The sequence below is a fragment of the Enterobacter sp. RHBSTW-00175 genome (assembly GCF_013927005.1).
Classification (GTDB): Bacteria; Pseudomonadota; Gammaproteobacteria; order Enterobacterales; family Enterobacteriaceae; genus Enterobacter.
This window is the reverse complement of sequence record NZ_CP055930.1, coordinates 2,333,321-2,345,947: the sequence shown is the minus strand read 5'-3', so window position 1 is coordinate 2,345,947 and position 12,627 is coordinate 2,333,321. Positions and strand designations below refer to the sequence as shown.

Below are 12,627 nucleotides of genomic sequence, written 5' to 3'. Positions count from 1 at the left end.
ACATCCTGTCCTTTTCTTTGGAACCGGTTCCATCTAGCGTAATACTATCGATGTGAGTTGTAACGGAGTCAGGCAATGGGCAGGAAAATAATGGTGGTCACCGCCGCATATGGCGCGGATCAGGTACGACAGGCGGGTGGCCAACGGGCGATGCTTCCGGTGATTGCCGCTGCAGGTGCCGACGGCGTTGAGATCCGCCGTGAGCTTTTCAGCAGCGAAGAGTTACTGGCGCTGCCCGCACTGGGCGAGTCCATTGAGCTGCTGGGTTTACTGGCCTGTTACTCCGCGCCAGCGCCCCTGTTCACGCCTGACGGGATCCTCAACCCCGACCTTTCGCGGTATCTCGCCGAAGCCACCACGCTCAATGCCTTGTGGCTGAAAGTTTCACTGGGTCATTTCCGCGATAAGCAGCCGCTTGAGGAGCTGCGTACATTGCTGAACGAAAGTGGCATGGCGCTGGTGGTCGAAAACGATCAGACCGACTGCGGCCAGCTCGCGCCAATGCAGCGCTTTAAGGCGGCCTGCCGGGTGCTGTCGTTACCCGTGACGCTGACATTTGATATGGGCAACTGGCTGTGGGTGGGCGATTCGCCGGAAGAAGCCGCCCGCCATCTGGCACCTGCCGTGAGCTATATCCATGTCAAAGCCGCCGTTCCACATCATCAGCAGTTCCGTGCCATTGCGCCGGATCACGCCGATGCTCGCTGGCTGGAATTGCTTAATCAGCTGCCATCTGACGCGCCGCGCGGGATCGAGTTCCCGCTGGAAGGGCCTGACCTGGCTGCCGTCACCCGTCATTACGTTAATCTGCTGCGCGAGGAGTAAATCATGCACAAGACGCTGGATGTAATCACCATCGGCGAGGCCATGGCAATGTTCGTTGCCACGCAAACGGGCGAGCTCAGCGCAGTAGAGCACTTTTTCAAACGCGTGGCAGGGGCAGAGCTGAACGTCGCGACCGGCCTGGCGCGCCTGGGATTGAACGTCGGCTGGGTAAGCCGCGTGGGTGATGACAGTTTTGGCCATTTCGTTCTGGATACGCTGAAAAAAGAGGGGATTGATGCCGCGGGTGTCACCCTCGATGCACGCTTCGCTACCGGCTTTCAGCTGAAATCTAAAGTCGAAAATGGAACCGATCCCATTGTGGAGTATTTCCGCAAAGGCTCGGCGGCAAGTCATCTGTCGGTAAACGACTATCACGCGCACTATTTCGCCTCCGCACGCCATCTGCACCTGAGCGGCGTGGCGGCAGCGCTCTCCGCCAGCTCTTATGAGCTTCTGGATCACGCGGCTGCGGCCATGAAAGCGCAAGGGAAAACGATCTCCTTTGATCCTAACCTGCGCCCGGTGCTGTGGAAAAGCGAAGCCGAAATGGTTGAAAAGCTTAACCACCTGGCTTTCCAGGCTGACTGGGTGCTGCCGGGTGTGAAAGAGGGGATCATCCTCACCGGACAAAAAACGCCGGAAGGGATCGCCGATTTTTATCTGAACAAAGGGGTAAAAGCCGTGGTGCTGAAAACCGGTGCCGACGGAGCCTGGTTTAAAACTGCCGAAGGTGAACAAGGCGCGGTTGCCGCGGTAAAAGTCGACAACGTTGTCGACACCGTTGGGGCTGGCGACGGGTTTGCCGTGGGGGTGATTAGCGCCCTGCTGGAAGGAAAAACGCTGCATCAGGCGGTGTCGCGCGGCAATAAAATTGGAGCACTGGCAATTCAGGTGCAGGGCGACAGCGAAGGGCTACCGACACGCGCGCAGCTTAACGAATAAACATTCCCCCTCACTTAGGGTGAGGGGGAAAACGCACTCAACAAACAAACCACCGTGTACCCTACATACAACGGCGGTACAAACCTCAACAACAGAGGCAAGCCTATGAACAGTTCGACCAATGCAGTAAAACGCTGGTGGTACATCATGCCAATCGTGTTTATCACGTACAGCCTGGCGTATCTTGATCGTGCCAACTTCAGTTTCGCATCCGCCGCGGGCATCACTGAGGACCTGGGGATCACCAAAGGTATCTCTTCCCTGTTAGGTGCCCTTTTCTTCCTCGGCTATTTCTTCTTCCAGATCCCTGGCGCTATCTACGCCGAACGTCGCAGTGTTCGTAAGCTTATCTTTATCTGCCTGATCCTCTGGGGCGGCTGCGCTTCACTGACCGGCGTGGTGAACAACATTCCTGCCCTGGCCGCCATTCGCTTTATTCTTGGCGTGGTCGAGGCAGCAGTGATGCCAGCAATGCTTATCTATATCAGCAACTGGTTCACTAAATCTGAGCGTTCCCGCGCCAACACCTTTTTGATCCTCGGTAACCCGGTCACGGTACTCTGGATGTCGGTGGTATCTGGCTACCTGATCCAGTCATTCGGCTGGCGCGAGATGTTTATCATCGAAGGGGTTCCAGCGGTCATCTGGGCATTTTGCTGGTGGATGCTGGTAAAAGATAAACCCTCGCAGGCGAAATGGCTCTCTGAGGATGAAAAAGCGGCTTTGCAGGCGCAGCTGGATAAAGAGCAACAAGGCCTGAAAGCGGTACGTAACTACGGCGAAGCCTTCCGTTCCCGCAACGTCATTTTGCTGTGCGCGCAGTATTTTACCTGGAGCATTGGCGTGTACGGCTTTGTGCTGTGGCTGCCATCGATTATCCGCAGCGGCGGCGAAAACCTCGGCATGGTGGAAGTGGGCTGGCTGTCATCCGTGCCTTATCTGGCGGCAACCATTGCCATGGTTATCGCCTCCTGGGCCTCGGACAAACTGCAAAACCGTAAACTGTTTGTCTGGCCGCTGCTGCTGATTGCTGCCTTTGCCTTTATCGGCTCCTGGGCCGTGGGTACCAACCACTTCTGGGCATCTTACACCCTGCTGGTGATTGCCGGTGCAGCGATGTATGCCCCGTATGGCCCGTTCTTCGCCATCATCCCGGAGATGCTGCCGCGTAATGTGGCAGGCGGCGCGATGGCGCTCATCAACAGCATGGGTGCTCTGGGCTCGTTCTGCGGCTCCTGGTTTGTGGGCTATCTGAACGGCGCAACCGGCAGCCCGTCAACCTCGTACATATTTATGGGGGTAGCACTTTTTGCCTCAGTGTGGCTTACTTTAATTGTTAAGCCTGCTAATAATCAACAGCTTCCCGTCGGCGCGCGTCACGCCTGACCCTTTTAAAATCAACGGAGATTAGCATGAAGCCGTCCGTCATTTTGTATAAAGCACTGCCTGAAGATCTGCAAAAGCGCCTGGAAGAACACTTCACCGTGACTCAGGTGAAGAACCTTAGCCCGGACACCGTCGCGCAGCACGCTGATGCGTTTGCCCGCGCAGAAGGGCTGCTGGGTTCAAGCGAAAAAGTGGATGTCGCATTGCTGGAGAAAATGCCGAAGCTGCGTGCTACCTCTACGATTTCCGTGGGGTATGACAACTTCGACGTCGAGGCCCTGAACACCCGCAAAATTGTGCTGATGCATACCCCGTATGCCCTGACAGAAACCGTGGCCGACACGCTGATGGCGCTGGTGCTCAGCACCGCCCGCCGGGTGGTGGAAGTGGCCGAACGCGTGAAAGCGGGCGAATGGACAAAGAGCATTGGCATGGACTGGTTCGGTGTGGATGTTCACGGCAAAACGCTGGGGATTGTCGGCATGGGGCGCATTGGCCTGGCGCTGGCGCAACGTGCGCATTTCGGCTTTAACATGCCGGTGCTGTACAACGCGCGTCGTCATCACACGGAAGCTGAAGAGCGCTTTAACGCGCGCTACTGCGAACTGGATACCTTGCTTCAGGAAGCCGATTACGTCTGCCTGATCCTGCCGCTGTCGGAAGAAACACATCATCTGATAGGCAAAGCCGAGTTCGCGAAAATGAAGAAATCAGCCATCTTCATCAACGCGGGTCGCGGCCCGGTGGTGGACGAAAAGGCGCTGATTGAAGCACTGCAAAACGGTGAGATCCATGCTGCGGGTCTTGATGTGTTTGAGCAAGAGCCACTGCCGGTCAGTTCACCACTACTGACATTGCCAAACGTCGTCGCCCTGCCCCACATTGGATCGGCAACTCACGAAACCCGCTACAACATGGCGGCCACCGCAGTGGACAACCTTATCGCCGCACTGGGCGGAAGGGTTGAGAAAAACTGCGTTAACCCGCAGGTACAGCAGTAGAAACGAAAAAACCCGCCAGAAGGCGGGTTTTTAAATTCTTTGCTACTGGGTTGGAAGCTTACAGGCTTACAACGTTACCAGCTGCTGGGCCTTTAGCGCCGCTTTCGATGGTGAAGGAAACTTTCTGACCTTCGTCCAGAGATTTGTAGCCATCGTTCTGGATAGCAGAGAAGTGTACGAACACGTCTTTAGAGCCATCATCAGGAGTGATGAAACCGAAACCTTTATCAGCGTTGAACCATTTTACCAGACCAGTCATTTTAGCAGACATAGAAATTACCTTATTAACAAATATATTGTGCCTTCCGGCGCGATAGGTTGCGTTACAGATTTTTAAGCGATGAAGGAAGGGTCACTACGAAGGGTATCTATGGATAACAATCTGGACTGCTTTACTAAACTGCTTTAGGTCTGTGTAACAAACCGACGTCACTGTTATACCTATGTGGTACATGAATGACAAGCAATATTTTCATCACCGATAAAAAAACCCCGTTTCTCGCGGGGTTTTTTTATCTTATTCAGTGGCTGTGACTGCCGTGCTCCACGCCTGACTAAAGGCCTGGTGCTGGGACGCCAGCGGCCCAATCAGCGAGTTATACTGGCTGGCCTGCTGAGAGGTCGGGAACTGGATACCGTTAGAGACAAAGCTCACCTGGGTTCCCTGCTGGGAGATGTAATCCCCAACCTGTACCAGTTGCTGAGTGAAAATCTGCGCAGCCGGGATCAGCGGTTGCATAGCGTCAGCGGGTTTGGTCACCACTTTCTCGTAAACCTTGTCAAAGACAGGTTTAAGATCGTCGCCTTGCTTCAGCGAAGAATGGGAAGCATCGGCCTGCATTTTTGCATTCTGCAATTGCTGGCTCAGCACACCCAGAGCACCATTAGACTGGCGCAGTGGTTCACGCTGGGTCATATAATCCTGTGGTACACGGATCGCGTTAACGCTATCCAGCACAGGACGAAGACCTGAGTCCATTGCCTGGCTCACCTGCTGTGAATAACCATAAAGAATGGCATAATCGGACACGAAGGGACCAAACTGTTTTTTCTGATCCGCAGTCAGCGTTGGTAAACGTTCGCCACTGCGCATCACCGTATTCTGTAGAAAATCGATAAACGCTTTGCGCTGATCGCCTTCTTTATCGAAACACCCACTCAGGCTAACTACCATCAATAACGCCGCAACAGGCGCAAACCAGCGAGAGCAGGACTTTCCTGTCGCCATTTCATTACTCCTTTCACCCAAAAAAGCGCACACCGGCACACGCGTGCCCGACGCTGACAAGGATAGTCCAGGTCAGCCTTGCAAGATACTCTTTTCATACAAAACGACTATTGCCGTTTTCTTGCTGACGATTTACAAAAAAATACGCTGTCGCGCTGTTTATGAATAATCAGTCAATTAGCGCGGGTAAGCCTTCTGCTGAAACGCGTAAAGCCCCGACTACCGCACGATTAATCACAACCCTGGTGATCATGCGTCTGTTTTAGGGACTATTCTTAATTGGCTCTCTGATGTTCACGATCCCGCTGTGTGATTTAAGAGGAGTTCTCAATGGAATATAAAGATCCTGAGTTTGAGCTGCTGAGCAGCCTGGAACAGATTGTTTTTAAAGATGTACCGCAGACGATTACCCTGCAACAAAAATCCAATCCCTTTACAGAATATGAGCAATTGCGCAAAGGGACAGGGCTGAAAACTGATGAATTCGCCAGAGCAATGGGTGTCAGCGTAGCAATGGTGCTGGAGTGGGAATCAAAACGTGAAAGACCCACAGCCACCGAAATAAAGCTGATGCGCCTGATTCAGGCAAACACTGCACTCAGCAAACAGATAGCGTAATACCAGATTGTGACAGCCCCCGCCCTTGCGGGGGCTTGTGTTTTAAAGCCTCTCACAGCGCCATCCCTCTTTCTGCCACACCATTTCATGCGTCAGGTTCAGTCCGTTCAGGAATGCTTCATCGTGCGATACCACCAGCAACGCGCCGGGGAAAGCCGCCAGAGCCGCTTCAATCGCCTGAACGGAGGCCAAATCCAGATGGTTGGTCGGCTCATCAAGTAGCAGAAGCTGTGTGGCCTCTTCTCGCCAGAGCACACAGGCCAGCGCGGCTTTCAGACGTTCGCCGCCGCTCAGTTCCGCCAGCGGAAGCATGACCTTATCTGCGCCGAGCTGAAGCTGGGCTAAACGGGTACGTAGCCCTCCTTCTTCCAGAGGTGTATTGCTCAGGTTGAGATGCGCCATCACCGACAGCGTAAGATCCAGCTGCGACAGGTGTTGGTCGAGATAAGCGCAGGTTACTGACACTCGGCAACTGCCCGCGTGCGGTGATGTTTCCCCAAGTATGGTCTTTAGGAGTGTCGATTTCCCACAGCCGTTTGGCCCACGCAGCGCCACGCGCATCGGGCCATCCATCCGCCAGTTTGTCGGCGGGATATCCACATACGCCAGCACCAGATCCTCGAGTACCAGCACCTGTTTCCCTTCGGCAATCTGGCTTCCCGGCAGGGTGAACATCACCGGGTTATCGTCTTCCACCCGTTCACGCGCTTTGTGGACAGCAATATTCAGCGCATCATTTTGATCGTTATGCTGTTTTCGCCACGATCCAATACGCTCTTTCGCCGCCATTTTATATTTGATCCGCTCGAACGAGGCGATATTAAGACTGTCGACAGTGCGCAGCGTCTTTGCCGAACGCCGCTGGCTGTCGTCATGCTCTTTTTTCATCCGCGTACGTGTACGCTTACGTTCTGTTGTGGCATGTTCAAACGCTGCGCGGGCTGATTGCTGCTCGGCATCACGTTGACGCTGGTAATCAGCATAATTCCCGCCGTAACTACGCAAACCCGACGCGCTCAGTTCCAGAATACGCGGAACCTGCGCCAGGAGTTCACGGTCATGAGAGGCCACCAGCACGCCCCCCTGATAGCGGGAAAGCTGTTCGTAAAACCACTCACGGCCTTGCTTGTCGAGATGGTTGGTGGGTTCATCCAGCAGAAGATAATCTGCACCGGCAGTAAATGCTGCGCACAACAGAGCGCGAATACGTTCGCCACCGCTAAGCTCTGTGGCAGGTTTATCAGGATCAAATGGCGGGAGTTTCGCATGGCTAAACGCCCCGCTCAGCCGTTCCGTTAAATCCCAGTATCCGTCGAGTGTTTCCAGACAGTCTGGCTGGTAATCACCGCTTTCGATACGCTTGCGGGCTGCAAAAATGTCGTCATACCCGAGCAATTCAGCAAGCAGAGTCTGTGGGGAAATATCATGTTGTTGCGCCATATAGGCGTGCGTGCCGAAACGCTCGATATGCCCGCTCGCGGGTTCATCAAACCCGGCCAGCAGACGCAGCAGGCGCGTTTTACCACTGCCGTTACGGCCAACCAGTGCGCACAGTGACGGCTCAAGAGAGAGATCCAGCGGACCAAAAAGCGTATCGCCCGTCGCAAACTGACAGGTGACCTGATGCAAAATAAAAGAAGGGGGCTGCGCAAAATGAGCCATAAGCACTCCTGAATGAAATCAAAACATCCCCTGCCGACGCGGTCGCGTTTAGCAAGGATCGAAATTCATCAGTCGTGTTTGTTCATTTTCGGGATGCGCTCCAGAGGGAGGAAGTTAACGGCATAAGGATAACGGTAATTTGTTGACCGTTTCAAGGTTAATTTTTGGGCAAGATAGATTCCATCCCCCTTTGGGATGAGGGGGAACATACAGCTCAGGTGGTCATTCCGTTCACTTTATGTTCCTTGCTACTCTGTCACCACATTACCGGTGAACGTGCCAGGGTGGCTCACCGCCACCACCCTGGCGACCCGGGCTCCCGGCAAGAAAATCGCCGCTTCGCGGTACCCTCAGCTTATTCCTTTCGGCTTTCGGGACCATGGCGCCGCTGTAAGCCTTTTATTTCAATAGCGTAATGTCATCGCTGAATAACGACAAAAACTACCTGGGAACCCTCAGACCTTTGGGAGAGGGTAAGGGTGGAACAGGCGGTAATTTTGCGAGCCTCTTTCCAGAAATGGTAATATCCTCAGCGACATAGCTCAAATCTGTTGCCGCTTGTTTTGATGAGCAGTAAGTTCTCTTCGCACCTGCAAAATCAGGTGCCGGGATTGGAACCCTGACTCACTTCACTGGCGACACAGGCTCTGTGTCGTACGGCCTGCTTCATCCCAATGGCGGGCCGGACAGGGGCGCTGCAAAGCGCGCTGGTGTCAGTGAGGCCAGTCGTTCCAACCTTGTCCGGTTCCGCCACCAGCGAGCCTGGAACCTCCGGTGGCGGAAGATATACCACTCACTGAGGTTATTATTATGGCTATGACTGACTCTTTAATCACTCTTCCCTTCAACCACTCCACCGCCTTCACCGAACTGGCAGATAACTGCGAACGCTTCACCGATGTCCTGATTGATTGCGAGGAACCCGCACAAAAAATGGCGCTGTACGGCCGACTGTCCGCCTGCCTGAATCTGCTGCAACCCACGCTTCTGGAACCCGTCCCGGAATACTTAAAAGCAAGCCTGACCGTGGAAGAACTTCCGTCACGCCTTCCGGCTTTCGAACCTGAGTGTGACCAACTGGGACGTTACTGCCAGGAGATCACGCAATTGCTGATGAACGGTTCCCTGCCGCGACAGACAATAATCGTGCTGGAGGATTTGCTGTGCGAACTGATCGGCTATTTTGCCGATACGCTGAAAGCGCCACGCTGGCTGAAAACCAGTGAAGGCATGATCGCAATCGGCTAACACAACTTTGCGCCATAAAAAAACCCGCCGAAGCGGGTTTTTAGCATTTCCAGGCCCGACTACCGGGCAACAGCACGTTACTGGAGCAGCGAAATATCCGCCACGCGCAGGAACAGCTCACGCAGTTTTTCGAGCATAGAGAGACGGTTAATACGCAGATCTTTATCTTCTACGTTCACCATCACTTTCTCGAAGAAGGCGTCAATCACTTCACGCAGTTCAGCCAGTTCGACCAGCGCTTCCTGATAACGACCTTCTGCGAAGAACGGCTCCAGCTTGTCACGCAGCACTACAACCTGCATCGCCAGGGCGATCTCTTCCGGCTCTTTCAGCGTCGCAGCGTTCACACGCTCGTTCAGCGTTTCGTCGGATTTCGCCAGGATGTTGGATACACGTTTGTTAGCCGCAGCCAGCGCAGATGCCGCTTCCAGAGTACGGAAGTGAGATACCGCCTTCATACGCGCATCGAAGTCCGCCGGACGGGTCGGACGACGTGCCAGCACCGCCTGAATGGTGTCGACGGTATAGCCTTCGTCCTGATACCAGGCGCGGAAACGGCCGAGCATAAAGTCGATAACGTCATCCACCACTTTCGCGTTGGTCAGCTTGTCGCCGTACAGACGAACCGCTTCTTCGGTCAGGGTTTGCAGATCAAGGTTCAGGTTCTTCTCAACGATGATACGCAGCACACCCAGTGCGGCACGGCGCAGCGCAAACGGGTCTTTATCACCTTTCGGATGCTGACCGATGCCGAAGATACCCGCCAGGGTATCCATTTTGTCGGCAATCGCTACCGCGCAGGCCACCGGGTTAGACGGCAGGTCATCACCCGCAAAGCGCGGCTGATACTGCTCGTTCAGGGCAACGGCCACATCTTCTGCTTCACCATCGTGACGCGCATAGTGCATCCCCATCACGCCCTGGGTGTCGGTAAATTCGAACACCATGTTGGTCATCAGGTCGCATTTAGACAGCAGGCCCGCGCGGGTCGCGTGGTTCACGTCAGCACCGATTTCACGAGCGATCCAGCCGGACAGCTCTGCAATACGGTCGGTTTTGTCACGCAGTGTGCCCAGCTGTTGCTGGAACAGTACGGTCTGCAGGCGCGGCAGGTGGTCTTCCAGGCGTTTTTTGCGGTCGGTATTAAAGAAGAACTCCGCATCCGCCAGACGTGGACGCACCACTTTCTCGTTACCGGAAATAATCTGGATCGGATCTTTAGATTCGATGTTCGCAACGAAGATGAAGTTTGGCAGCAGTTTGCCGTCGTTGGCGTAGACCGGGAAGTACTTCTGGTCACCTTTCATGGTGTACACCAGCGCTTCCGCCGGAACAGCCAGGAACTTCTCTTCGAATTTCGCCGTCAGCACAACTGGCCACTCGACCAGAGAGGTGACTTCTTCCAGCAGGCTTTCACTCAGATCAGCGTTACCGCCAATCTTGCGCGCTGCTTCTTCTGCATCAGCTTTGATCTTCGCTTTACGCAGTTCGTAGTCAGCAATGACTTTACCGCGCTCCAGCAGGATCTGAGGATACTGATCGGCGTTATCGATGGTGAACTCCGGCTCGCCCATAAAGCGGTGGCCGCGGATCACGCGATCGGATGCCACACCCAGAATGGTAGCAGGAACAACGGTATCGCCCAGCAGCAGAGTTACGGTGTGAACCGGACGCACGAAGTGCACGTCAGACGCGCCCCAGCGCATCAGTTTTGGAATCGGCAGTTTAGCCAGGGAAGTCGCAATCATGTCTGGCAGCAGTGCTTCTGCACTTTCGCCTTTTACATGGGCGCGATACAGCAGCCACTCGCCTTTGTCAGTGGTGAGGCGTTCAGCCTGGTCAACGGTGATACCGCAACCACGCGCCCAGCCTTCTGCCGCCTTGCTTGGTTTACCTTCAGCGTCGAACGCCTGAGCAATCGCCGGGCCACGTTTTTCCACTTCACGATCGGGCTGAGACGCCGCCAGATTTGCCACTTTCAGCGCCAGGCGGCGCGGTGCAGCAAACCATTCAATTTTACCGTGCGCCAGGCCAGCGTTATCCAGCTCGGCGGTCACGTTCGCAGCAAAAGATTCAGCCAGGCTGCGCAGGGCTTTTGGTGGCAGCTCTTCGGTGCCGATTTCCACCAGGAAAGTTTTCTCAGACATGGCCGCCTCTTATTTGTTTCGGTTGCACATCGGGAAGCCAAGGGCTTCACGGGACGCATAGTAAGCTTCTGCAACGGCTTTGGTCAGGGTACGAATTCGCAGAATGTAGCGCTGACGTTCAGTCACGGAGATAGCCTTGCGGGCGTCCAGCAGGTTGAAGCTGTGGGCGGCCTTCAGAATACGCTCGTAAGCAGGCAGCGGCAGCGGAGTCTCCAGCGCCAGCAGTTGCTGGGCTTCTTTCTCGTACTGCTCGAAGCAGGTGAACAGGAAGTCCACATCTGCGTATTCGAAGTTGTAGGTGGATTGCTCCACTTCGTTCTGATGGAACACGTCACCGTAGGTCGTTTTACCCAGTGGGCCGTCGCTCCAGACCAGGTCGTAAACGCTGTCTACGCCCTGAATGTACATAGCCAGACGTTCCAGACCGTAGGTGATTTCACCGGTAATCGGTTTACATTCCAGACCACCAACCTGCTGGAAGTAAGTGAACTGTGTCACTTCCATACCGTTCAGCCACACTTCCCAGCCCAGACCCCAGGCACCCAGCGTTGGGTTTTCCCAGTTATCTTCCACGAAACGAATGTCGTGGATGGTTGGATCCATACCCAGCTCTTTCAGTGACCCGAGGTACAGCTCCTGAATGTTATCCGGTGATGGCTTAATCACAACCTGGAACTGATAGTAGTGCTGTAAACGGTTCGGGTTTTCGCCGTAACGGCCATCGGTAGGGCGGCGGGATGGCTGCACATATGCCGTCGCCATTGGTTCTGGCCCCAACGCGCGTAAGCTGGTCATCGGGTGTGAAGTGCCTGCGCCTACTTCCATGTCCAAAGGTTGAACAATGGTACAGCCCTGACGAGCCCAGTAATCCTGTAAGGTCAGGATCAGGCCCTGGAAGGTCTTGGTATCAAACTTTTGCATAGTATGTCGTGCTGGATACGTGTGGTTTTTAATGGAAGGGATCAGTATACCCGCTGACTGCAAGATATACAGTACGAAACGGGTTTGTTTAGGGAAAATTGGGAAATAAGCCTTTCAGCCAGAAGACTTGCCCGGTCTGGCGGCTGATTATGCGCACAGGTTAGCGCATGGAGAGGTGTAAAAACTGGCCGTCTGCGTCAAAAGAGCAGACAAAGCCCTCTTTACGAGAGGTATGTCCCCGCATCTCGAAACTGCCCTGAAACCGTTCAAAGCGAGTGACATCGATTTTATCCATGCCCGTGTTATAGCGGCGGGCAGCCTGATCCTTGCACAGGTGCTCCATATTCAGAGAGCGTTCAGGGCTCATTTTACCCTGCTGCGCTTTTTGCACAGGGGCATCTTGCGAAGAACTGCATCCTGCCAGCATAAGCAGCAGAAAGAGTGACACAACGCGCTTCATCATCATTTTTATTACCGGCCCGCTCTGTGGCTGTTATTTTTAGTATCAAAGCTTTTATAGATTAAGGTTTGGCATTCTGCGAATCTCGCGGCTTGCACACAAGCCCGCATAATAAAACTCAGAATTTTCCAACGAGAGGCTTTCACATATTGGCAGTCACACTCTTTTTAACAGGAAAACAGAGGAACT

General features: G+C 54.2%; 12 protein-coding genes. 6 read left to right on the top strand and 6 right to left on the bottom strand.

The window, feature by feature from the left end:
- The first annotated feature begins 75 nt into the window (after window positions 1–75).
- The 4 genes from HV107_RS11100 to ghrB all read left to right on the top strand — a co-directional run bounded on the left by HV107_RS11100 (window position 76) and on the right by ghrB (window position 4,154).
- Window positions 76–825: a sugar phosphate isomerase/epimerase gene (locus HV107_RS11100; RefSeq protein ID WP_182063232.1), complete on the top strand. Its 750-nt coding sequence runs from the start codon at window positions 76–78 to the stop codon at window positions 823–825.
- Window positions 826–828: 3 nt separating this feature from the next.
- Window positions 829–1,767 (top strand): sugar kinase, encoded by a 939-nt coding sequence (locus HV107_RS11095; RefSeq protein WP_182063231.1) that lies wholly within the window; start codon window positions 829–831, stop codon window positions 1,765–1,767.
- 105 nt (window positions 1,768–1,872) lie between these two features.
- Complete coding sequence (locus tag HV107_RS11090) at window positions 1,873–3,153, top strand: MFS transporter (protein ID WP_182063230.1); 1,281 nt, start codon at window positions 1,873–1,875, stop codon at window positions 3,151–3,153.
- Between the two features lie 26 nt (window positions 3,154–3,179).
- A complete protein-coding gene (ghrB, locus tag HV107_RS11085) occupies window positions 3,180–4,154 on the top strand; it encodes a glyoxylate/hydroxypyruvate reductase GhrB (protein WP_182063229.1) in 975 nt (324 codons plus the stop codon).
- A 58-nt stretch (window positions 4,155–4,212) separates the two neighbouring features.
- Here ghrB and cspA read toward each other — a convergent pair whose 3' ends face one another.
- Together cspA and HV107_RS11075 are read right to left on the bottom strand one after the other, a co-directional pair.
- Complete coding sequence (gene cspA, locus HV107_RS11080) at window positions 4,213–4,425, bottom strand: RNA chaperone/antiterminator CspA (protein WP_003860775.1); 213 nt, start codon at window positions 4,423–4,425, stop codon at window positions 4,213–4,215.
- Between the two features lie 246 nt (window positions 4,426–4,671).
- On the bottom strand, window positions 4,672–5,382 hold the full coding sequence (locus HV107_RS11075) for a DUF3053 domain-containing protein (RefSeq protein ID WP_182063228.1): 711 nt from the start codon (window positions 5,380–5,382) through the stop codon (window positions 4,672–4,674).
- Window positions 5,383–5,712: 330 nt separating this feature from the next.
- Between HV107_RS11075 and HV107_RS11070 the strand changes: the two genes are divergently transcribed.
- On the top strand, window positions 5,713–6,000 hold the full coding sequence (locus HV107_RS11070) for an HTH-type transcriptional regulator (RefSeq protein ID WP_182063227.1): 288 nt from the start codon (window positions 5,713–5,715) through the stop codon (window positions 5,998–6,000).
- 42 nt (window positions 6,001–6,042) lie between these two features.
- On the opposite strand, the gene HV107_RS11065 is transcribed toward HV107_RS11070, so the two are convergent.
- Window positions 6,043–7,662, bottom strand: a complete 1,620-nt coding sequence (locus tag HV107_RS11065; RefSeq protein ID WP_182063226.1) for an ABC-F family ATP-binding cassette domain-containing protein — start codon at window positions 7,660–7,662, stop codon at window positions 6,043–6,045.
- Between the two features lie 810 nt (window positions 7,663–8,472).
- Here HV107_RS11065 and HV107_RS11060 point away from each other — a divergent pair.
- Complete coding sequence (locus tag HV107_RS11060) at window positions 8,473–8,910, top strand: hypothetical protein (RefSeq protein ID WP_182063225.1); 438 nt, start codon at window positions 8,473–8,475, stop codon at window positions 8,908–8,910.
- Between the two features lie 77 nt (window positions 8,911–8,987).
- Here the strand turns inward: HV107_RS11060 and glyS are convergent, their stop codons facing one another.
- From glyS to HV107_RS11045, 3 genes are all read right to left on the bottom strand, one after another.
- Window positions 8,988–11,057, bottom strand: coding sequence for a glycine--tRNA ligase subunit beta (glyS, locus tag HV107_RS11055; protein WP_182063224.1), 2,070 nt, complete (start codon window positions 11,055–11,057; stop codon window positions 8,988–8,990).
- Between the two features lie 9 nt (window positions 11,058–11,066).
- On the bottom strand, window positions 11,067–11,978 hold the full coding sequence (gene glyQ / locus HV107_RS11050; protein WP_003860141.1) for a glycine--tRNA ligase subunit alpha: 912 nt from the start codon (window positions 11,976–11,978) through the stop codon (window positions 11,067–11,069).
- 160 nt (window positions 11,979–12,138) lie between these two features.
- Complete coding sequence (locus HV107_RS11045) at window positions 12,139–12,444, bottom strand: YsaB family lipoprotein (RefSeq protein WP_182063223.1); 306 nt, start codon at window positions 12,442–12,444, stop codon at window positions 12,139–12,141.
- Window positions 12,445–12,627: the final 183 nt, after the last annotated feature.